General features: G+C 69.5%; 18 protein-coding genes. 8 read left to right on the top strand and 10 right to left on the bottom strand.

Annotated features, from left to right (window positions below):
- Positions 1–67: 67 nt before the first annotated feature.
- Positions 68–1006: an NAD(P)/FAD-dependent oxidoreductase gene (locus ACWCRB_RS36635; protein WP_451000201.1), complete on the bottom strand. Its 939-nt coding sequence runs from the start codon at positions 1004–1006 to the stop codon at positions 68–70.
- Positions 1007–1068: 62 nt separating this feature from the next.
- Here ACWCRB_RS36635 and ACWCRB_RS36640 point away from each other — a divergent pair, with 62 nt between their 5' ends.
- The 6 genes from ACWCRB_RS36640 (at position 1069) to ACWCRB_RS36665 (ending at position 6503) form a co-directional block, all read left to right on the top strand.
- On the top strand, positions 1069–1686 hold the full coding sequence (locus ACWCRB_RS36640; protein ID WP_451000179.1) for a helix-turn-helix domain-containing protein: 618 nt from the start codon (positions 1069–1071) through the stop codon (positions 1684–1686).
- Positions 1687–1803: 117 nt separating this feature from the next.
- Positions 1804–2781, top strand: coding sequence for an NADPH:quinone oxidoreductase family protein (locus tag ACWCRB_RS36645; RefSeq protein ID WP_451000180.1), 978 nt, complete (start codon positions 1804–1806; stop codon positions 2779–2781).
- Entirely contained in the window at positions 2778–3998 is a 1221-nt protein-coding gene (locus tag ACWCRB_RS36650; RefSeq protein ID WP_451000181.1) for an acyl-CoA dehydrogenase family protein, read from the top strand. The genes ACWCRB_RS36645 and ACWCRB_RS36650 overlap by 4 nt, the downstream gene beginning before the upstream one ends.
- Positions 3995–5095, top strand: a complete 1101-nt coding sequence (locus ACWCRB_RS36655) for an acyl-CoA dehydrogenase family protein (RefSeq protein ID WP_451000182.1) — start codon at positions 3995–3997, stop codon at positions 5093–5095. Before ACWCRB_RS36650 ends, ACWCRB_RS36655 begins: the two co-directional genes overlap by 4 nt.
- A gap of 236 nt (positions 5096–5331) precedes the next feature.
- Positions 5332–6195, top strand: a complete 864-nt coding sequence (locus tag ACWCRB_RS36660) for a phosphatidylinositol-specific phospholipase C/glycerophosphodiester phosphodiesterase family protein (RefSeq protein WP_451000183.1) — start codon at positions 5332–5334, stop codon at positions 6193–6195.
- A 113-nt stretch (positions 6196–6308) separates the two neighbouring features.
- Positions 6309–6503 (top strand): hypothetical protein, encoded by a 195-nt coding sequence (locus ACWCRB_RS36665; protein WP_369037090.1) that lies wholly within the window; start codon positions 6309–6311, stop codon positions 6501–6503.
- 26 nt (positions 6504–6529) lie between these two features.
- On the opposite strand, the gene ACWCRB_RS36670 is transcribed toward ACWCRB_RS36665, so the two are convergent.
- The 7 genes from ACWCRB_RS36670 to ACWCRB_RS36700 all read right to left on the bottom strand — a co-directional run bounded on the left by ACWCRB_RS36670 (position 6530) and on the right by ACWCRB_RS36700 (position 15961).
- Complete coding sequence (locus ACWCRB_RS36670) at positions 6530–7765, bottom strand: phosphodiester glycosidase family protein (protein WP_451000184.1); 1236 nt, start codon at positions 7763–7765, stop codon at positions 6530–6532.
- 89 nt (positions 7766–7854) lie between these two features.
- Positions 7855–8220 carry a DUF779 domain-containing protein gene (locus tag ACWCRB_RS36675; RefSeq protein WP_451000185.1) on the bottom strand — a complete coding sequence of 122 codons (366 nt, stop codon included), beginning with the start codon at positions 8218–8220 and terminating at the stop codon, positions 7855–7857.
- A gap of 124 nt (positions 8221–8344) precedes the next feature.
- Entirely contained in the window at positions 8345–10396 is a 2052-nt protein-coding gene (locus tag ACWCRB_RS36680; protein ID WP_451000186.1) for a glycoside hydrolase, read from the bottom strand.
- 124 nt (positions 10397–10520) lie between these two features.
- Positions 10521–12563, bottom strand: coding sequence for a beta-galactosidase (locus tag ACWCRB_RS36685; protein ID WP_451000187.1), 2043 nt, complete (start codon positions 12561–12563; stop codon positions 10521–10523).
- A 113-nt stretch (positions 12564–12676) separates the two neighbouring features.
- On the bottom strand, positions 12677–14014 hold the full coding sequence (locus ACWCRB_RS36690; RefSeq protein WP_451000188.1) for an ABC transporter substrate-binding protein: 1338 nt from the start codon (positions 14012–14014) through the stop codon (positions 12677–12679).
- A 69-nt stretch (positions 14015–14083) separates the two neighbouring features.
- On the bottom strand, positions 14084–15031 hold the full coding sequence (locus ACWCRB_RS36695; RefSeq protein WP_451000189.1) for a carbohydrate ABC transporter permease: 948 nt from the start codon (positions 15029–15031) through the stop codon (positions 14084–14086).
- Between the two features lie 3 nt (positions 15032–15034).
- Entirely contained in the window at positions 15035–15961 is a 927-nt protein-coding gene (locus ACWCRB_RS36700) for a carbohydrate ABC transporter permease (protein ID WP_451000190.1), read from the bottom strand.
- Between the two features lie 212 nt (positions 15962–16173).
- Here ACWCRB_RS36700 and ACWCRB_RS36705 point away from each other — a divergent pair, with 212 nt between their 5' ends.
- Positions 16174–17256, top strand: coding sequence for a LacI family DNA-binding transcriptional regulator (locus ACWCRB_RS36705; protein ID WP_451000191.1), 1083 nt, complete (start codon positions 16174–16176; stop codon positions 17254–17256).
- 174 nt (positions 17257–17430) lie between these two features.
- Positions 17431–18783 (top strand): endo-1,4-beta-xylanase, encoded by a 1353-nt coding sequence (locus ACWCRB_RS36710; RefSeq protein ID WP_451000192.1) that lies wholly within the window; start codon positions 17431–17433, stop codon positions 18781–18783.
- A 97-nt stretch (positions 18784–18880) separates the two neighbouring features.
- On the opposite strand, the gene ACWCRB_RS36715 is transcribed toward ACWCRB_RS36710, so the two are convergent.
- Both ACWCRB_RS36715 and ACWCRB_RS36720 read right to left on the bottom strand, forming a co-directional pair.
- Positions 18881–19879: a sugar phosphate isomerase/epimerase family protein gene (locus tag ACWCRB_RS36715; protein WP_451000193.1), complete on the bottom strand. Its 999-nt coding sequence runs from the start codon at positions 19877–19879 to the stop codon at positions 18881–18883.
- 24 nt (positions 19880–19903) lie between these two features.
- On the bottom strand, positions 19904–21091 hold the full coding sequence (locus ACWCRB_RS36720; RefSeq protein WP_451000194.1) for a Gfo/Idh/MocA family protein: 1188 nt from the start codon (positions 21089–21091) through the stop codon (positions 19904–19906).
- Between the last annotated feature and the right edge of the window lie 23 nt (positions 21092–21114).

The raw sequence follows: 21114 nt of genomic DNA on the forward strand, positions 1-21114 counted from the left end.
GGCTGGGTAGTCAGCCCGTCCGGCGTTTGAGGACAAGGGGGTTCGGGGGCAGCGCCCCCGAGGAAACCTACCCGAACACCAGGTCCGCCACGATGGCCGTTGCCGCGCGGTAACCCCCGCTCGCCGCATGGATCACCTGCTCCCCGAACCCGATCGCGTTGCCCGCCGCCCATACCCCCGGCACCGTCGTCAGCCCCGTCGCGTCGACCTTCGGATACGTGCCGAACGGGGTCTCCGTCAGTTCGGTGCCCAGCGACTCGAACAGGGCGTTGCGCGGGACGGGCCGTGGGGCGACGAACACCGTCTCGCGGGCGTACGTCGTGCCGTTCGTCAGGCGTACCCCGGACAGACGGTCCGCCTCCGTCGTCAGGGACTCCACCTCACCCGGGACCACCGTCACGCCCGCCCCGCCCAGCCTGCGCCGGTCCTCCTCCGTCAACTCGTCCTCCCGCACCGTGTGCAGGAACAGCGTCACGTCCTCCGACCACCGCGCCACCAGCAGAGCCTGATGCACACTCGCCGGCGTCGAGGCCAGCACCCCGAACGCCCGGTCCCGTACCTCCCAGCCGTGGCAGAACGGGCAGTGCAGCACATCCCGCCCGAACTGTTCCGCGACGCCCGGTATCTCCGGGAGTTCGTCCCGCAGGCCCGTCGCGACGACGAGCCGCCGGGCACGCACCGTCCGGCCGTCGCTCGCCAGCGTCACCGTGAAGTCCTCGCCCCTGACTACGTCCACCACCCTGTCTTCCACCAGCTCCACTCCGTACCCCGCGACCTCCGCCCGCCCCACCGCCAGGAACTCGCCCGGCGCCATGCCGTCCCGGGTCAGATAGCCCTGCATGTGCGCCGCGGGCGCGTTGCGCGGCTCGCCCGCGTCGATGACGAGGGTGCGAACGCGGGCCCGGCCCAGGACCAGTGCCGCCGACAGTCCCGCCGCGCCGCCTCCGATGACGACGACCTCGTACGACTCGCTCTCGTGCTGCTGGGTCATGGTGACCACCTCCACCACGACCGTCGCCCGTCCGCTGCCGCATTGACAAACATCTTTGCCGAAACTGCAATGGAGGCGTGGATGAGACGCGTGTGGATGAGACGAGCGACGACACCGGCCATGTTCTTGCCGAGGTGGGCCCCCGCCTGCGGCGGATCCGCAAGGAGCGGGGGGCCACGCTGGCCGGGCTGTCCGCCACCACCGGGATCTCCGTCAGCACCTTGTCGCGGCTGGAATCCGGGCTGCGGAAGCCCAGTCTCGAACTGTTGCTGCCGATTGCTCGTGCCCATCGCGTCGCGCTCGACGAGCTGGTCGGGGCCCCTGCCGTCGACGATCCCCGCGTACGGGCCAAGCCGATCGTGCGGCACGGGCGGACGTATCTTCCGCTGACCCGGCAGCCGGGCGGGCTCCAGGCGTTCAAGGTGATCCTGCCGGCGAGCAATGAAGAGCCCGAGCCGCGTACGCACGAGGGGTACGAGTGGGTGTACGTGCTGTCGGGGCGGCTGCGGCTGGTGCTCGGGGAGCATGACGTGGTGCTGGGGGCGGGGGAGGCCGCCGAGTTCGACACGCGGGTGCCGCACTGGTTCGGGACGGTGGGGGAGGGGTCCGCGGAGTTTCTCAGCCTGTTCGGGCCGCAGGGGGAGCGGATGCACGTACGGGCGCGGCCGACCCGTTCGAAGGGTTCGCGGTCGTGACGTACGCGACTGTTCAGGACCCGGTCCCGACGGTTCCCTGATGCGCAAGCGACCGCTTAGTATGCGATCGAGCCCGGTCAGGTGAACAGGACGAGCGCAGTTCCGTGGAGGCCCCCCATGCAGGCATGGCAAGTGCACCAGAACGGTGAGCCGAGCGAGGTGATGGTCCTCGGTGAGGTGGAGCGGCCGGTGCCCGGTGAGGGCCAGGTGCTGCTGAAGGTGCGTGCCGCGACCATCAACTTCCCGGACGTGCTGATGTGCCGTGGGGAGTACCAGGTCAGGCCGCCGCTGCCGTTCACCCCCGGGGTGGAGATCTGCGGTGAGACGGAGGACGGGCGCCGGGTGATCGGGAATCCCGTGCTGCCCTTCGGTGGGTTCGCCGAGTATGTCGTGGCGGATCCCCGTGGGCTCTTCGCCGCCCCTGAGTCGCTCGATGATGCCGAGGCCGCTTCCCTCCTCATCGGGTATCAGACGGGGTGGTTCGGGCTGCATCGGCGGGCCGCCCTGGAGGCCGGTGAGACGCTGCTCGTGCACGCCGCCGCAGGTGGGGTCGGCAGCGCCGCCGTCCAGCTCGGGAAGGCCGCCGGAGCCACCGTCATCGGTGTCGTCGGCGGGGCCGAAAAGGTGTCCGTGGCGCGGGAGTTGGGCTGTGACGTCGTCATCGACCGGCGTACGGAGAATGTCGTCGGGGCAGTGAAGGAAGCCACTGGGGGGCGGGGCGTCGATGTCGTCTACGACCCCGTCGGCGGGGACGCCTACACCCAGTCCACCAAAGTCGTCGCCTTCGAGGGGCGGATCGTCGTTGTCGGGTTCGCCAGTGGGGGCATTCCCAGCCCCGCGCTCAACCACGCCCTCGTGAAGAACTACTCGATCCTCGGGCTGCACTGGGGGCTGTACAACACCAAGAACCCGAAGCTGGTCCAGCACTGCCACGAGCAGCTCACCGAGCTGGCCGCCCGGGGCGCCATCAAACCGCTGGTGAGCGAGCGCGTGCCGCTGAGCGGGGCCTCGGCCGCCGTGCAGCGCGTCGCCGACGGTGTCACCACCGGCCGGGTCGCCGTGCTGCCCTCCCTGGAGAACGGAGCCGCCGCATGACCGTCGACGCCACTGAACTCACCCGGCTCACCAAGGAGTTGCTGGCCTCCCATCCGCCCGCCGGCACCGACCGGCTCGACTTCCTCCGGGCCCGGTTCGACGCCGGGCTCGCCTGGGTGCACTACCCGGAAGGGCTGGGCGGGCTCGGTGCGCCGCGTTCCCTCCAGGCCGTCGTGGACGCCGAGTTGGAGGTCGCCGGGGCTCCCGACAACGACCCGCGGCGCATCGGCATCGGGCTGGGCATGGCCGCCCCGACCATCCTCGGCTTCGGCACCGAGGAGCAGAAGCGGCGGTTCCTGCGGCCGTTGTGGGTGGGGGAGGAGGTCTGGTGCCAGCTCTTCAGCGAGCCGGGCGCCGGGTCCGACCTCGCCGCCCTCGGCACGCGAGCTGTCCGGTCCGATGGGGGCCCCTCCCGCTCGAGCGAAGCCGAGAGTGGGGGAGACTGGATCGTCAACGGGCAGAAGGTGTGGACCTCCAGCGCCCATCTCGCCCGCTGGGCGATCCTCATCGCGCGCACCGATCCCGACGTGCCCAAGCACAAGGGCATCACCTACTTCGTCTGCGACATGACCGACCCCGGTGTCGAGGTACGGCCGTTGCGGCAGGTCACCGGTGAGGCCGAGTTCAACGAGGTGTTCCTGACCGACGTCCGGATCCCGGACGCCCATCGGCTCGGCGAGATCGGCGACGGCTGGCGCGTCGCGCAGACCACGCTGAACAACGAGCGCGTGGCCATCGGCGGTATGCGGCTGCCCCGCGAGGGCGGCATGATCGGGCCGGTCGCCAAGACCTGGCGCGAGCGGCCCGAGTTGCGCACCCACGATCTGCATCAGCGGCTGCTCAAGCTGTGGGTCGAGGCCGAGGTCGCCCGGCTCGCCGGTGAGCGGCTGCGGCAGCAGCTCGTCGCGGGCCAGCCCGGCCCCGAGGGCGCCGGCATGAAGCTTGCGTTCGCCCGCCTCAACCAGGAGATCAGCGGCCTGGAGGTCGAACTCCTCGGCGAGGAAGGCCTGTTGTACGAGGACTGGACCATGCGCCGGCCCGAACTGGTGGACTTCGTCGGCCGGGACGCCGGATACCGCTACCTCCGCTCCAAGGGCAACAGCATCGAGGGCGGGACCAGCGAGGTCCTGCTGAACATCGTCGCCGAGCGCGTCCTGGGTCTGCCCAGTGAGCCGCGCACCGACAAGGACGTCGCCTGGAAGGACCTCGCCCGATGAGCACCCAGCTCGACCTGTTGTACTCGGAGGAGGAAGAGGCGCTGCGCGCCGCCGTCCGGGATCTGCTCACCGACCACTGCGACTCCGCCGGCGTCATCACCCGCATGGAGACGGACGCCCCGCACGATCTCTCCCTGTGGAAGTCCCTCGCCGAGGGGATGGGACTGGCCGGTCTTCTGGTGCCGGAAACGCAGGGCGGCCAGGGCGCCTCGCACCGCGAAGTCGCCGTCGTCCTGGAGGAGTTGGGGCGCGCCGTCGCACCCGTTCCGTATCTCACCAGTGCCGTCGTCGCCACGGAGGCGCTGCTGGCCGGTACGGGTGACGCGGCCGGTGAACTGCTCGCCGCCCTCGCCTCCGGCCGCACGATCGGCGCCCTCGCCGTCGCGCTGAACGTGGCTCCCGGTGGCGCCTACAAGGTCGTCGTCCACGAAGGCGGCCTGCTGCACGGCGAGTTGACCGGCATCGCGGACGCGACGGTCGCCGATGTGCTGCTGGTTCCGGCCGATGATGGTGGGCTGTATGCCGTGGACACCGGCTCGGATGCTGTCACCGTCACCCCACAGGTCTCCTTCGACCTCACCCGGCCGGTCGCCACCGTCGTCCTCGACGGCGCCTCGGCCCGGCTGCTGGGCGACGCCGAACCCGCCGTACGGCGTGCGCTGCGGGCCGGGGCCGGACTGCTCGCCTCCGAGCAACTCGGGCTCGCCGAATGGGCGTTGACCGAGACCGTGCGCTATCTGAAGGACCGCAAGCAGTTCAACCGGCCCGTCGGCGGCTTCCAGGCCGTCAAGCACCGGCTGGCCCAGCTCTGGCTGGAGGTCGTCAGCCTGCGCGCCGCCGCCCGGGGCGCTGCCGACGCCCTTGCCGCCGGCAGTCCGGACACCGACGTCGCGGTCGCCGTCGCCCAGTCCTACGCGGCCCCCGTCGCCGTCCGCGCCGCCGAGGAGGCGCTCCAGTTGCACGGCGGCATCGGTATGACGTGGGAGCACCCGGCCCACCTCTGCCTCAAGCGCGCCAAGGCCGACTCGATCGCCTACGGCACCGCGGGTGGCCACCGCGCCGCCCTCGCCGAACTGGTCGACCTGCGCGCCCCCTGACGTACCCGCCGCAAGGCCGCGAAGGCCCGCCCCTGCCCGGGGCGGGCCTTTTCGTGTGCCCGGTGCCGATGAAATGAACACGCAGAGTCAGTGGTGAACACACAGCGGCAGTCCGGCCAACTCCCTTGCCAGGCCCTGCTGCCGGGCCCCACCCGCCCCTCATACTCGCGGAGGCTCCATACCTCAGCCAGCTCCAGAGTCAGCCCCACATGAATCTCCAGCCAGGGAGGCAGCGCATGGCCCTCACCACCCGTCGTAGAGCCCTCACCGCCTTCGGTGCCGCCGTCGTGGGCACCGTCGCCCTGCCCGCCGCGCGTGCCCTCGCGGGCGAACCGACCTACGGTCCGCGCCCGTTGTGGCGCGCCCACGCCCACAACGACTACGAGCACCCCCGTCCCCTCCTCGACGCCCTCGACCACCGCTTCGGCAGCGTCGAGGCCGACATCTACCTCGTCGGCGACCAGCTCCTCGTCGCCCACGACCCCCAGGACCTCGACCCGGCCCGCACCCTCGAATCCCTCTACCTCGACACCCTCGCCGCCCGCGTCAGGGCCAACCACGGTTCCGTGTACCGGGGTTACCGCCGGCCGCTCCAGCTCCTCATCGACATCAAGACCGAGGGCTCGTCGACGTACCTCGAACTCGACCGCCATCTCCGCCGCTACCGGAGCCTGTTCACCACGTACGCCCACGGCCGCGTCCACCCCGGGCCGGTCACCGCCGTGATCTCCGGCGACCGTGCCGCCCGGGTGCCCATGGAGGCCCAGAGCGTGCGGCGGGCCTTCTACGACGGGCGTCTCGCCGACCTCGGCACCTCGGCGCCCGCCTCCTTCGTGCCGCTGATCTCCGACAACTGGACGCTCAACTTCACCTGGCTGGGCGTCGGTACGTTCCCCGACGCCGAACGCGCCAAGCTGAACGGCATCGTCTCGGCGGCCCACAAGCGCGGACAACAGGTGCGCTTCTGGGCCACGCCCGACGTGGCCGGGCCCGCCCGGGACGCGCTGTGGGGCGAACTCCTCGCCGCCGGCGTCGACTACCTCAACACCGACGACCTGGCCGGGCTCGAAGCGTTCCTCGACGCCCACGAGAGGCCGTAGTACTCCCGAGACACCACACGTTCGGCCGTCATGTCAGCCGCCCGGACGAACCCTCCGCTACGCCACACTTACGGCCGAAAGCCGCGAAGTGCGCGTGGCGGAGGAGGTTGACGATGGCCCTGTCCATCTCTGTTGTGGTGCTGCTCCTGATCCTGGCGGTGGTCTTCCTGCGCAACGGAGCGCTGAAGCCCAGCCATGCCGTGGTCTGTGTCCTGCTCGGCTTCACCCTGGCCGGTACGAACGTGGCACCGACCATCCACAGCGGGATCACGGCCACGGCCGACATGGTGAGCAGCCTCAGACCCTGACGTCAGGACGTTGTTCAGGACGTCGTTCAGGACGTGGTGAAGACTCCGATCGCGTTCGGGACGGGGCGTTCGGCGCCGCCGGTCGGATGGTTGCGTACGGTGACCTTGCTCGCCCCTGATGCTCTGGCGACGAGGGTCGTGGAGCCGCCGCCGTCCAGGTTGAAGGCGTCGACCGAGCCCAACTTCCGCATCGTGGCGGCGACTTCGGCGACCGTCAGCCCGCTGCGGTACTTGGCCGCACCGTCCACCGCGAGCAGCAGCAGCTTGCGCCCGCCGTTCGCGATGCCCGCCGCGGTGCGCACTGCGGAGGTGGTGGAGTCGAGGCCGGTCAGCGGCCGGCCGGCCTTCAGTACCGGGTAGCCGCCGAGGGCGAAGCGGTACGGGACACTGCTCGTCGAGGCCACGAGACCGCTCTTGACCGTGACCTTCGCGCCGACGAACAGCTTCCGCAACTGCTGCGCGCCCGCCTCCCGGCCCACGAGGACCGTGGTGTTGGCGCCGATGGCCCCCTTGCCGGGGGAGTTCGCCATCCGTACGACCTTGCCGCGCCGCACCGTCACCTCGTACGTGTCCGTACTGCACGGCGCGGCCCGGTTGGTGTCCGTGCCGCACACCGCCCGCGCCCGGGAGACGCTGCCCCAGGCCGGGGTGAACGCGCCGATGGAACCCACCGGCAGCGCGTACTGGTTGAGCCCGCCGAGGTTGAACCGTCCCACGGGCGTGCCGACGCTGCCCGTCAGGGTGAGGGTGTCCAGCCGGGCCTTCCGGTCGGTGCCCACCCCGAGGACGGCCCTGGTGGTGACCCCGGGCGGCATCGCGGGACCGAAGCGCTGGCCCTTCGGCACCGCCGCCTTGAGCACCACGCCGCTCGCGATCGCCGGGCCCACGGACGCGCCGGTGGCCGCGACCCCGGGATGCTGGACCTCGCTGATGTTGAAGAAGTCGCCGTTGACGCCCGCGACGGCACCCTTGGCGTTGGCCAGTTTTGACACGGCTGACCGTGCCGCCACCGCCCCCGGGTAGAGGAGGTTGAGCCGGACCCGCGCGTTGGCGAGGTCGACGCTCAGCAGATGGGCGTGGGTCAGCCCCTTGGCCGCCGAGATGTCGAACTGCGAATAGCGCACGCCCGGCGCGATCTGAACGGCACTCGGCGCGCCGCTGGCCGGTGCCGCCCCGATCAGGGCCGCGCCGGCCAGCGTTGCGAGTGCCGCGACTAGTGAGAGTGCTGTTCTGCCCGTTCTGAACCGTTCGCTTCCACGCATTCAGACCCCCCTGATGTCTCGTCAACTGTCCCAGGACGCAAGGGAAGTGCACCAGATGACGATGAGCCGTGCGGGGGGGCTTGCGGGGGCTATCCGTCGACTACACGGGAACGGATCAGGAAACGCACTCCTTCGGGTGCCTCCAGTGAGAAACCACTGCCCCTGCCGGGTACGACGTCCACGATGAGGCGGGTGTGGTTCCAGAGCTCGAACTGACTGCGCGACATCCAGAACGTCACCGGTTCGGCGACACCCTCGACCGCCAGTTCGGCCAGCTGGATGTCCGAACCGCCGGTCCGGAACTCGCCCTCCGGATAGCACATGGGCGCACTGCCGTCGCAGCAGCCGCCGGACTGGTGGAACATCAGCGGGCCGTGCATCGCGTGCAGCCGCCGCAGCAGGTCGGCGGCGGCCGGGGTCAGTTCGACGCGCGGGTCCTTCTCGGGCGTTTCCACGGGCTCAGTGAACTCCGTACGACGTTGCGAGAGGGTTGCGGGCGGCCTCCGAGGCCTTGGACACGCGGAAGGCCGCCTCCCCGTACGGGGAGACGGCCTTCGTATACGAATTCGAGCTGCCGGATCAGCTCTGGTCGGTCACGTCCGTGACCCTCCAGCGCTGGTTCGAGCCGGAGTTGGGCGTCCACGTCGTGACGGCGGCACCCTCGTTGGTGGCCTGGCCGCCGACCTCCAGGACACGGCCGGTGGCCCAGTTGACCAGGGTCCACGTCCCGTCACCGGTGGTCGACATGACCCACTCGGTGGCCGGATCGCGCTCGCCCGTGTCGGGCTCCACCACGGGAACGTTGTCGCGGACGGCCAGGCGCTTGCCCTCGGCCGGGTTGGCGAACACGTACCGCTGGCGGGCGCCCTTGTCGCCGTGGCGGGCGTCGAGCTGCCAGTCCTGAGAGACCGTGCCGTTGGCCGAGCCGATGACCAGGTTCGTGCCGTTGGCCGCGACGGTCACCGCCTTGCCGCTCTGCACGCCGGTCAGCGTGTAGGAGTGGCCCTTGCTGAACAGGCCGGCGTCCTTCGCGACACCCGAGACGCCCTTGATCGCGAAGGAGGTCACGGACTGGGCGGGGACGGTGTACGTGGCCTTGCCGTCGACGACCTTGACCGGGGCCTGCTCCTTGAGCTTGCCGTCGGCGCTGGTCACGGTCGGCGTGACGGTCGCGTTGCCCTTGATCGTGCGGAACTTGGACAGGTCGATGGTGACGTCACGGGCCGCGGTGGTGCTGTTGACGTGGACGAGCGAGGCACCCTTGCCGTCCTTGGTCACGGCGGCCGCGCTGGAGGTGTCGTCCACCTTGATCAGCTTGTCGCCCGGCTTGATGAAGTGCGTGAAGTTGCGGGCGGTGTCGAACTTGGTGTTCGTGTAGATCGGGCAGGACTCCAGCGTGTCCGTGGACTTGCAGCTGAACGACAGCTGGATGCTGCCCCAGTTGCCGCCCTTGGCGGACTCGCCGCCCGGCTTCATGTTGTCGTAGTCCTCGACCGGCTGCCAGAACACCCAGGCGGAGGGCTCCAGTTCACGCAGGTCGTTCACGATCTGCTGGGCGAGCCCGAGACCCGGCCGCATGTCCGTGAAGCTCTGCCCGTCGCCCCAGTCGCCCTCGACCTCGCTCATCCACAGCGGCTTGTCGGCCGCCTTGGCGAGGTCGCGCACGGTGGTGCGCTGCCCGGTGCCGTAGGTGTGGACGTTCATTTGGTCCACGAGGTCCTTGGAGGCCTGCGAGTACGAGTTCCAGTTGTTGGCGAAGATCGACGGGTTGGTCTCGTCCATCGCCGAGATCTCGGCCTTGACCTTGGCCTTCTTCAGCTCGGGTGCCAGCGCGGCCAGCACCTTCTCCTGGAGCGCGGGGCCGATGTGCGCGCCCTCCTGACGGCCGCCGACGGGCTCGCCGTCGGCGCCCAGCCGGGTGCTCCAGTAGCCGGTGTTGGGCTCGTTGAACGGGTCGACGGTGTCGACCTTGATGCCCTCGGCCTTCTCCAGACGCTTCGTCGCCCCGGCCATGTAGGCGGCGAAGTCGTCGACCGAATCGGCCTTCAGCTGGTCGGTGTTGGCGTTGAAGCCGCCGGAGACATAGCCGCTCTCCGTCATGAACCAGGGCGGCGAGTTGCTGAACGTCTCCCAGTGGGTGATGTCCTTCTTGATGCGCTCCACCCACCAGCGCTGGGTTTCGTCCGCGTTCGGGTTCCAGTCGGCCGCGTCGTCGGCGCTCCACCAGTCGGTGTCCTCGCGGGTGGTGCCCGCGGGCGCCTTCCACCAGCCCTCGACGGCCCCGCCGGCCCGCAGATAGTCCTTCACGTCGGGGGCGTTGCCGCCGCCGATGTTGTAACGGGCGATGTTCAGCGCCAGCCCGTCGTCACCGAACAGCAGCTTCGCGAGCTTCTCGCGGATCGCCGGGGGATAGTCGCCGGTCGCGTTGGCGAACCAGACCAGACTGGTGCCCCAGCCCTCGAACTTCTCCTGGCTGTACGAGGGATCGGGGGTGACGGTGACGGACGGGACCGCGGCCTCTGCCGCCGCCTGCGCGTTCGGCGAGGGCGCGCTGATCAGGGCGGCCGAGGTGGCCAGTGCGGTGATGCCGACGACTCCCAGCAGGTGTCGTGTGCGGGTACGGCGTGCCAACGTGTGCTCCCAACTCAGATGTGGTCGCTGCGGTGGACCGCCGTGCCCGCACCCCGTACGCGGGAGCGCACGGAGCGACGGGGCACGACGGTGTGCCCCTTGGATCAGGGGAGTTCGGGGTTGTTCAGTGGGCGGGCTGCCGTAGTACGGCGACTTCCCTCGGCGCCAATACGAGAACGCCGTCCGTATCCGTGCCGCCGGTCAGTCGCTCGCCGTCGAGGCCGGGCAGCGGTACCTCCTCCTCGCTGCGGTTCACCAGGAACAGGAACCGGCTTCCGCCGCCCTGCCGTACGGTCAACTCGACGCGCCCTCGGGCCGGTTCGGGCAGCTCGCTGCCGACGCCGGCCGGTGCGAGCAGCTCCGGCAGCAGCGCAGCGAGGCCGTCGGCGCCGAGGCGCGTGGAGACGTACGACGCCGAACCCCGGGCTGTCGTACGGCGGGTGACGGCGGGCCTGCCCGTGTACGCGCCCGAGCGGTAGTGGGCGAGGACCTCCACCTCGGGGTCGGTCACGTCGATCCGGTCGGTCCACACCGTGCCCGTACCGCCGCCGTCCACCTCGACCGACTCACTCTCCAGCAGCGGGCCGAACTCCTCGACGCGGATGCCGAGCAGCTCGCGCAGGGCGCCCGGGTAGCCGCCGAGCCAGATGTGGTCGTTCTCGTCGACGACACCCGAGAAGTACGTGGTGACCAGGTGGCCGCCCGTCTCCGCGTACCGCGTCAGGTCCTTGGCGAGGGTCGCCGGGACCATGTGCAGGACCGGGGTGATCAGCACGTCGTAGCGGCTGAACTCGGTGCGGGTGGTGACGACGTCGGCGCGGATGCCGAGGGAGAGGAGCGCGGAGTACCAGTTCAGGCCCTCCTGGCGGTAGTCGAGGAGAGCCGTGGGGTGCGAGTCCTGCTCACTCGCCCACCAGGAGTCCCAGTCGAACACGATCCCGACGCGGGCCGGTTCGCGCTCCGAGCCCGCGATCGGCGCCAGGTCCTTCAGGGTCCGGCCGAGGGCGGCCACCGCGCGGAAGACCTCGCTGTCGGCGCCCGCGTGCGGCACCATCGCGGAGTGGTACTTCTCGGCGCCGGCGGCCGACTGGCGCCACTGGAAGTAGCAGACGGCGTCGGCGCCGTGCGCCACGTGCAGGAGCGAGTCACGGGCCAGTTCGCCCGGCCGCTTGGCCACGTTGACGTGCTGCCAGTTGACCGCGCTGGTGGAGTGCTCCATCAGGAACCACGGGCGGCCGCTCGCGATACCGCTGGTCAGGTTGGCGGAGAAGGACAGCTCGTCGCGGTCCTGCGGACCCGGGTGGACGTAGTGGTCGTTGGAGACGAAGTCGATCTCGCCCGCCCAGTCCGGGTAGTTCATGCCCTTCGTGCCGCCCATCACCATGAAGTTGGTGGTGATGGGGACCTCGGGCGTGTACTCGCGCAGGATGTCCCGCTCGGCGACCAGGTAGTCCTTCAACGCGTCCGAGGAGAACCGCTTGAAGTCCAGCTGCTGGGTCGGGTTCGGGTGCGAGCCGGCCAGCCGGGGCGGCAGGATCTGCGCCCAGTCGCTGTAGCGCTGCGACCAGAAGGCCGTGCCCCAGGCGTGGTTGAGGGCGTCCAGCGTGGTGTAGCGGGCGCGCAGCCAGTCGCGGAAGGCGTGGGCCGCGTCGTCCGAGAAGTCGTAGATGTTGTGGCAGCCCAGTTCGTTCGAGATGTGCCAGGCCACCAGGGCCGGATGGTTGGCGTATCGTTCCGCCATCTTCCGTACCAGGCCCAGCGCGTGGCTGCGGAAGACCGGGGAGGTGGGACGCCAGTGCTGGCGTGCGCCCGGCCAGACCGTCTCGCCGGTGGCGGTCACCGGGAGGATCTCCGGGTGCGCGGTGGTCAGCCAGGGCGGCGGGGAAGCGGTCGCGGTGGCCAGATCGACGCCGATCCCGCCCTCGTGCAGCAGGTCCATGACATCGTCGAGCCACTCGAAGTCCCAGGTGTCCGCGTCCGGCTGGATCCGGGCCCAGGAGAAGATCCCCACCGAGACGACGTTGACGCCGGCCTCCCGCATCAGCCGAACGTCCTCCTCCCACACCTCCCGAGGCCACTGCTCGGGGTTGTAGTCGGCGCCGTACGCGAGACGGGGCGAGTCACCGTCCGGCCCGTACGGCAGACGGGACGGGGAGGCGGAGGTCATGGTGGTCCTTCCGGATACGGGGGGTACGAGGAGCGGCCGGCGTTGACGCTCTTCCGGCCGCTCCTCGGCTGTTACCGCTCGGCGGACTCTCGACCGCCGTTACTGCTCTGCTGCTACTGCTCGACGGTGAAGCCCTGCTCGTTGCCGTACTTGATGGAAGCGTCCTGCCAGCTCTTCAGACCGGCGGAGAGCTTCTCGCTGGAGATGTAGGCCTTGCCGACGGTGTCGTTGAAGATCGAGTTGGCGTACTGCTGGAAGGGCAGGTACGACCAGTCGCTCGCGACGTTGGCAGCGGACTCGGCGAAGATCTTGTTCGCTTCCTGGCCGTCGAAGTAGTCGAACTTCTTGCTCTGGAACGCCGCGTCCTGGAGCTGCGCGGTGGTCGCCGGGAAGGCGCCCTCGTCGACACGGGTCTGCACACCGTCACCGGCGTTCGCGTACTCGACGAACGCGTAGGCCAGCTCCTTGTTCTTGCCCAGCTCGGGCAGGGCCAGCGAGCTGCCGCCGTTCTCCGCGCTCGCCTTCTCGCCCTTGGTCCAGGCCGGCATCGGGGCCGCGCGCCACTGACCGGCCGCCTGCGGGACACCGGTGACGAAGTTGGCGGGCATCCAGGCGCCCGTGGTCAGGGTCGCGATGGTGCCGTCGCCCAGGCCCTTGTACCAGTCGTCGGTCCAGCCGTTGATCGGCGAGACGAGCTTCTCGTCGATCAGCTTCTGCCAGGTGTCCGTGTACTTCTTGGCGCCCGCGTCCTCGAAGTTGATCGCCACCTTGGTGCCGTCGACCTTGTAGGGGCGCGAACCGGCCTGCCACAGCATGCTGGTGGTGAAACCGGCGTCACCGGCGTCGTTGGCGATGTAGACCTTCGGGTCGGCCTCGTGCAGCTTGCGGGCCGCCTCGACGTACTCGTCCCAGGTGGTCGGGACGGCGATCTTGTACTTGTCGAAGACCTTCTTGTTGTAGAACATCGCCATCGGGCCCGAGTCCATCGGCAGGCCGTAGACCTTGTCGCCGTCGCTCACGGCGTTCCACGGGCCGGGCGTGTACTTGGCCTTGAGCTTGTCGGCACCGTAGGGGGCCAGGTCGGTCAGGCCCTTGGTGAGGGAGTACTGGCTCAGCGCGAAGTACTCGACCTGCGCGACGTCCGGGACACCCTTCTTCGCCGAGATGGCGTTCGACAGGGCGGTGTAGTGCTTGTCGCCGGACCGCTCGCCCACCAGGTTGATCTTGACCTTGGGGTACTTCTTCTCGAAGTCGGCGGCGACCGACTTCAGCGTGGGCTCCCAGGCCCAGACGGTGACCGTGCCGCCCTTCTCCAGCGCGGCCGTGATGTCCCCGGCGGAGACCGGCTTGCTGTCGGAGCTGTCGTCGCTTGAGCCGCAGGCGGTCGCGCCCAGGGCGAGGACGGAGAGCAGGGTTATGCCGCGCATCAGACGGCTGGTGGTTCTACGCATGGAGGTGCTTCCACTTCTTCGTGGGCGGGACAGGGTGAGGGTGAATGCGGTGTGGGGCCTGAGGGAGGGTCACTCCTTGACACTTCCGGCGGCGAGGCCGGACTGCCAGTACTTCTGCAGAAGCAGGAACGCGGCGATCAGCGGGATGATGGTGAGCAGTGAACCGGTGATCACCAGGTTGGTGACGACGTCGCCGCCGATCGTCTGGGCCTGGTTGTTCCAGGCGTCCAGACCCAGGGTCAGCGGGTACCAGTTCGAGTCCTTGAGCATGATCAGCGGCAGGAAGTAGTTGTTCCAGGTCGCGACCGTCGTGAACAGCAGGACGGTCACGGTGCCGGGGGCCAGCAGAGGCATGGCGACCTGGAAGAAGGTGCGGATCTCGCCCGCTCCGTCGATACGGGCCGCCTCCATCAGTTCGGTGGGGATGGCCTCGGTCGCGAACACCCACATCAGATACAGACCGAAGGGCGACACCAGCGAGGGAATGATCACCGCCCACGGGGTGTCCGTCAGGCCCATCTTGCTGAACATCAGGAAGGTGGGCACCGCCAGCGCCGTACCCGGGACGGCGACGGCACCGATGACGACGGCGAACACGGCGCGCTTGCCGGGGAAGGTGAACTTCGCCAGCGCGTAGCCGCCGAGGATCGCCAGCAGGGTCGCGCCGCCGGCGCCGAGCACGACGTACAGCAGGGTGTTCAGCAGCCAGCGGACGAAGATGCCGTCGTGGTACGTGAACGTGTCGTGGATGTTCTGCCAGAGGGCGAAGTCGCTGCTGAACCAGAGTCCGGAGGAATCGGCCAGCCCCTCCTGGGTCTTGGTCGCGCTGATGACCAGCCAGATCAGCGGCACGACCGTGTAGATCAGGATCAGGCTGGTGAGCGCGGTGAGCAGGACGCTGCGCTTGGGGCGGCCGGCGGAGTGCTGCTTGCGGGTGCGCAGTCGGGCCGCGCCCTTCGAACCGCCGGTGGTCTGCGCGGCTGCGTCCGGGGAGGTGGTGGTGACGGAGCTGCTCATGGTTCAGGCTCCCTTGCGCATGCCGCGGAGCTGCACGACGTAGGCGATGACCATGGTGATCAGCCCCATGATGATGGCGACCGCCGCGGAGTAGTTGTGCTGCTGGCCGTTGAAGGACAGCGAGTACGTGTAGAAGTTCGGGGTGAAGTCGGTCGTGATGGCGTTGCGCGCGATCAGCCGCAGGACGGCCGGCTCGTTGAAGAGCTGGAAGCTGCCGATGATCGAGAAGATCGTCGCGATGACGAGGGCACCGCGGATCGCGGGGAGTTTGATGGCGGTGATGACGCGGATCTGCCCGGCGCCGTCGATCTCCGCGGCCTCGTAGAGGGAGGCCGGGATGACCCGTAGCGCGGAGTAGAAGATCAGCATGTTGTAGCCGATGAACTCCCAGGTGACGATGTTGCCGATCGACGCCAGGACCAGATCGCTGGAGAGCGGGTCGGGCAGCGTGACGTCGAAGGCGGTGTTGATGTCACCCACCAGCCCGTACTTGGTGCCGTACATGAAGCCCCACATCAGGGTGGCGACCACGGCGGGCACCGCGTACGGCAGGAAGATCGCGATCCGGAAGAAGTCCTTGCCGTAGAGACGGCCACTGTCCAGGGCGAGGGCGATCAGCAGGGCGATGCCCAGCATGATCGGCACCTGTACGACCAGGAAGAGCGACACCCGTATGAGGGAGTCCCAGAAGTGGTCGTCCTGGAGGGCCTGTTGGTAGTTGTCCAGGCCGACGAACTGAGTGCCGCCGATCAGCTGGTCCCTGAAGAGGCTGAGGTAGATCGAGTACCCGATGGGTGCCAGGAATACGAGGGCGAACACCGCGACGAACGGGCCTATGAACCCCCATCCCGTCCATGAGCGGCGGTCCCTCTTCGCCGCGGGCCGGGCCGGGGCGCGCTTCGCGGCCACCGGCGGTTCTAGGGTCGTCATTGTCCGTGCCTCGCTCGTCCGTCTCGGAACCGGCGCTGGTCCGCCGCCGCCCCGATGTTTACGTAAACATCCCTCGCCGCCAGAACCCCACAAAAGGCCCACCGGCTGTTATGTTTACGTAAACATCTGATGGCGGCATGTCTACACCGCTCCCCCGACGCCGGTCAAGGGTCGTAGGGGGCAACTGTGGACAGGAAGGCGAGGGTTGACGGGTGGACACAGCTGACGGCACCTCGGCGGAGCCGGCGCGGGCACGCGCACGCACCAGGAAGCGGGCTTCCCGCCGTACGCAGAGCGCCTCGATGGCGGACGTCGCCAGGGTCGCCGGAGTGTCCTCGCAGACCGTCTCCCGGGTGGCGAACGGCTTCCCGGGCGTCAACGAGGAGACGCGGAGCCAAGTCCTCGCGGCCATGAAGGAGTTGGGCTACCGGCCCAACAGTGCGGCCCGGGCCCTGAAGCGCGGTGAGTTCCGCACGATCGGCGTGATCACCTTCGGTCTGTCCACCACCGGCAACGTCCGTACGCTGGAGGCGATCGCCACCTCGGCGGCGCACGAGGGGTACTCGATCACCCTGCTGCCGGTCGCCGTGCCGACGCAGGACGAGGTGCGCGGCGCCTTCTCGCGGCTCGGCGAACTCGCCGTCGACGCGGTCATCGTCATCCTCGAAGTGCACCTCCTCGACGCGTCGACCCTCTCCATGCCGCCCCACGTCCAGGTCGTGGTGGCCGACTCCGACGCGGGCGACCGCTACACCGTGGTCGACACCGACCAGGCGGGCGGCACCCGGACCGCCGTACGGCATCTCCTGGACCTCGGGCACCGCACGGTCTGGCATCTCGCAGGGCCCGAGGGCTCGTACGCGGCGCAGCGCCGCACCGACGCCTGGCGTGCCGAACTCCTCGCGGCGGGACGGATCGCGCCGCCGCTGGTGCACGGCGACTGGTCGGCGGAGTCCGGCTACCGTGCCGGGCTGCGGATCGCCGAACTGCCGGACTGCACTGCGGTGTTCGTGGCCAACGACCAGATGGCGCTGGGGCTGCTGCGGGCCCTGCACGAGAGCGGGCGCCGGGTGCCCGAGGACGTCAGCGTGATCGGCTTCGACGACATCCCGGAGGCGGGTTCCTTCCTGCCGCCGCTGACCACCGTGCACCAGGACTTCGCCGAGGTGGGGCGGCTGTGCGTGGAGGGCGTACTGCGCCAGATGCGGCAGGACGCGACGGAGCACGGGACGACGCTGGTGCCGACACGGCTGGTCGTGCGGAACAGCACGGCGCCACCGCGTGCGGAGTTCTGAGGGATCTCTTCGAAACATTCGAAGAGTTCTAAGAGTCGGCGTTCTTGAGCCATCCCGGAGATGCTGTCGCGCAGCCGGTTGACGGTCCCATGCCTCGCCTTTACGTTCTGCGGGACATTCGGAAACCATTCCGAAACTTTCGTAACGGAGTGGTTGTCGGAAGAAGGGAACGCCATGGATACCCGCACGTCCATCGCCCCTCGAATTCGCGGGGCACTCACCCTCGGCCTCGCGGCCCTGCTCGCCACCGCCGGCCTCACCGCCCTCTCGGGTACCGCCAGTGCCGCGAGCACCCTCGGCGCCGCCGCGGCGGAGAAGGGCCGCTACTTCGGTGCCGCCGTCGCCGCGAACCACCTGGGCGAATCCGCGTACGCGACCACGCTCAACACCGAGTTCAACTCGGTCACCCCCGAGAACGAGATGAAGTGGGACGCCACCGAGAGCTCCCGGGGCTCCTTCACCTTCACCGCCGCCGACCAGATCGTCAGCCACGCGCAGAGCCGGGGCATGAAGGTCCGCGGCCACACCCTGGTCTGGCACTCCCAACTGCCCAGCTGGGTGGGGGGACTTGCCGCCGCCGACCTGAGAACCGCGATGAACAACCACATCACGCAGGTGATGACGCACTACAAGGGCAAGATCCACTCCTGGGACGTCGTCAACGAGGCGTTCCAGGACGGCAGCAGCGGCGCCCGGCGCAGTTCACCGTTCCAGGACAGGCTCGGCAACGGCTTCATCGAGGAGGCGTTCCGTACCGCCCGTGCCGTCGATCCGGCGGCCAAGCTCTGTTACAACGACTACAACACCGACGGCGTCAACGCGAAGAGCACCGCCGTCTACAACCTCGTCAAGGACTTCAAGGCACGCGGCGTACCGATCGACTGCGTCGGCTTCCAGTCCCACTTCAACAGCGCCTCCCCGGTCCCCGGCGACTACCAGGCGAACCTCCAGCGCTTCGCCGACCTCGGCGTCGACGTGCAGATCACCGAACTGGACATCGAGGGCTCTGGCTCGGCCCAGGCGACCAGCTACGCCAGCGCGGTGAACGCCTGCCTCGCCGTCTCGCGCTGCACCGGCATCACCGTCTGGGGAGTCACCGACAAGTACTCGTGGCGGGCCAGTGGCACTCCGCTGCTGTTCGACGGCAACTACGCCAAGAAGGCCGCGTACACGTCCGTACTGACCGCGCTGGGCGGCTCGGGTTCGGGCGGTGGCGGCAGCGCCGGCTGCACGGTGACGTACAGCAAGGCGGAGGAGTGGAGCGACCGCTTCAACGGCAAGGTGACGGTGACGGCGGGCGGTTCGGCGATCAGTACATGGACGACCACCGTCACCGTGACGTCCCCGCAGAAGATCTCCGCGACCTGGAACGGCACACCCACCTGGGACAGCAGCGGCAACGTCATGACGATGAGGCCGAACGGCAACGGCAGCCTCGCGGCGGGCACTTCGACGAGCTTCGGGTTCACCGTGATGACGAACGGGAACACCACGGCGCCGGTGCTGGGGGGCTGCACGGCGTCCTGACCGTGGTGGCTGCGTAGACCGTGGTACGAGTGTGACGGCTGTGACCCCGGACCCGGGTTCCGGGGACGGGGTCACGGTTCGTTGTTCGTGGGACGGGTCAGAGGCCGGCCGCGGCGCTGTGCAGGTTCTTCGCGGCCAGGGCGAGGCCCTCGGTCTGCGAGTAGGCGGCGTCCTCGTGCTCGATGTTCACGGCCATGTCCGGGTCGATCTCGGCGAGGGCGCGCAGGAACTCCGTCCAGAACGGCACCTCGTTGCCGACGCCCACGGCGACGAACTTCCACGCCGGGTTCTCGGGCCAGGCGTTGCACCAGAAGCCGTAGCCGGTGGGGACCTTGCCGGGCGCGTCGGCGGGCACACGCGTGAACGACGTGTCCAGGACGCCCCGGATGTCGGCGCCCGGGCAGAGCGTCGCGTCCTTCGCGGCGGCGTGGAACACCAGCGGGCCCAGCCACTTGATGGAGGCGACGATGTCCATGCCCTGCCACATCAGGTGCGAGGGGTCCATCTCCGCGCCGACGTTCGTCAGACCGCCCGCGTCGACGAGCCTCTTGAGGGTGACGGGGGAGAACACCACGTTGTGCGGGTGCATCTCGATGGCGACCCGGACGTCGTTCTCCCGGGCGAGCGCGTCGATCTCCTGCCAGAACGCCACGGCCACGCCCCACTGGTAGTCCAGGACGTCCATGTAGACGCCGTCCCACGGATTCACCACCCAGGACGGGTACTTGGCGTCCGGGTCGGAGCCCGGGGTGCCGGACATGGTCACCACGTGCCGGACGCCGAGCAGGCCCGCGAGCCGGATCGTACGGCGCAGATCGTCGGCGTGCTTCGGGCCGACTCCCGGCAGCGGGTTGAGCGGGTTGCCGTTGCAGTTGAGACCGGTCAGCTCCATCCCCCGCTCGGCGAAGACCGCCAGGTACTCCTCGCGCGCGGTGGCCGAGGACAGCAGCAGGTCGACCGGGCAGTGCGGGGAGGGAATGAACCCACCGGTGTTGACCTCCACCGAGGTCAGTCCGTTCTCCTTGAGGATGTCGAGGGCCTCGGGGAGGGTGCGGTCGTGCAGACAGGCGGTGTAGGCGCCGAGCTTGAGGGCCATGTTCTCTTCCTTCTGGGGTGAGGGTCAGACGGCGGACGGAACCGTGACGGCCGCGCCGCCGTTGCGCGAGGACTCGACGACCGCCTGGATGATCTCCATCGTCCGCAGCGCGTCGGCGAAGTCGGCGCAGGCGGGCAGCGGTTCGGCGACCCCCGCGACCTGGTCGAGGAACGCCCGCGCCTGGTAGGTGAAGTTGTCGGCGTTGCTGGCGCCCACACCCGGCGCCTCCATCGGGACCCCGCCCGCGAAGTACGGCAGCTGCGGACCTGCGATGATCTGCCGGGCACCGCGCGTACGGGCGTCCGGCTGGGCGTCGTCGAAGAGGTACTCGGCCGGCCGGTGCTGGTCGAACGCGGCCCGCCCGCCGAGCCCCAGGACGTCGAAGGCGAGCCCGTTGGGCAGCCCGAAGCCGGTACGGGTCACGGAGAAGGTGCCGACGAGCCCGGACTCGAAGCGGGCGGTGAAGGACGCGGTGTCCTCGTTCTCGACCTCGCCGAACTCGTCGGAGACGGGCGCCGCGTTGTGCCCGACGACCGCGCCCAGCGGCAGCGGACGCTTGGGGATCTGCGTCGACAGCGCGGCACCGGACACCGAGATGATCGGCCCGGCGACGTACTCGGCGACGTCGATCACGTGCGAGCCTATGTCCCCGAGCGCGCCCGAACCGGGACCGCCCTTGAACCGCCAGCTCAGCGGCCCGTTCGGGTCGGTCGCGTAGTCGCACCAGTAGCGCCCGCTGAACAGCGACAGATCGCCCAGCTCTCCGTGCCGGACGTGCTCACGGATCGCGGCGATGCCGGGGGAGCGCCGGAAGGTGTAGCCGACGGCGGTAACGACGCCGGCGGTGCGCTCCAGCTCGACCATCGCGCGGGCGTCGTCGAGCGAGCCCGCCAGGGGCTTCTCGCACAGCACATGCTTGCCCGCCGCGACCAGCGCCTCGGCGATCGGGCGGTGCAGGGAGTTGCCGACGACGATGCTGACGGCGTCGATCGTCGGGTCCTCGGCGACGGCCTCCCAGCTCGGGAGCGCCTTGTCGTACCCATAGCGGCGGGCGGCGTCCTCGGCGAGCGCGACGTTGGCGTCGGCTATCGCGGCCAGCCGGACCGGCGGCAGACCGGCACCGAAGACCGTGTTGACGTTGCGGTACCCGGCGGCGTGGCTGCGGCCGGCCATACCGGCCCCGATCACCGCGACGGAGAGGGGTTTGGTCATGGGGGTGCCCTTCGGAAGAGTTG

It is taken from the genome of Streptomyces sp. NPDC002156 (assembly GCF_053593675.1).

Bases quoted from the DNA above. Each gene is read 5' to 3' on its own strand.
- ACWCRB_RS36645 (WP_451000180.1), top strand. From the start codon at position 1,804: ATGCAGGCATGGCAAGTGCACCAGAACGGTGAGCCGAGCGAGGTGATG.
- ACWCRB_RS36650 (WP_451000181.1), top strand. From the start codon at position 2,778: ATGACCGTCGACGCCACTGAACTCACCCGGCTCACCAAGGAGTTGCTG.
- ACWCRB_RS36655 (WP_451000182.1), top strand. From the start codon at position 3,995: ATGAGCACCCAGCTCGACCTGTTGTACTCGGAGGAGGAAGAGGCGCTG.
- ACWCRB_RS36660 (WP_451000183.1), top strand. From the start codon at position 5,332: ATGGCCCTCACCACCCGTCGTAGAGCCCTCACCGCCTTCGGTGCCGCC.
- ACWCRB_RS36665 (WP_369037090.1), top strand. From the start codon at position 6,309: ATGGCCCTGTCCATCTCTGTTGTGGTGCTGCTCCTGATCCTGGCGGTG.
- ACWCRB_RS36670 (WP_451000184.1), bottom strand. From the start codon at position 7,765: ATGCGTGGAAGCGAACGGTTCAGAACGGGCAGAACAGCACTCTCACTA.
- ACWCRB_RS36685 (WP_451000187.1), bottom strand. From the start codon at position 12,563: ATGACCTCCGCCTCCCCGTCCCGTCTGCCGTACGGGCCGGACGGTGAC.
- ACWCRB_RS36690 (WP_451000188.1), bottom strand. From the start codon at position 14,014: ATGCGTAGAACCACCAGCCGTCTGATGCGCGGCATAACCCTGCTCTCC.
- ACWCRB_RS36695 (WP_451000189.1), bottom strand. From the start codon at position 15,031: ATGAGCAGCTCCGTCACCACCACCTCCCCGGACGCAGCCGCGCAGACC.
- ACWCRB_RS36700 (WP_451000190.1), bottom strand. From the start codon at position 15,961: ATGACGACCCTAGAACCGCCGGTGGCCGCGAAGCGCGCCCCGGCCCGG.
- ACWCRB_RS36710 (WP_451000192.1), top strand. From the start codon at position 17,431: ATGGATACCCGCACGTCCATCGCCCCTCGAATTCGCGGGGCACTCACC.
- ACWCRB_RS36715 (WP_451000193.1), bottom strand. From the start codon at position 19,879: ATGGCCCTCAAGCTCGGCGCCTACACCGCCTGTCTGCACGACCGCACC.
- ACWCRB_RS36720 (WP_451000194.1), bottom strand. From the start codon at position 21,091: ATGACCAAACCCCTCTCCGTCGCGGTGATCGGGGCCGGTATGGCCGGC.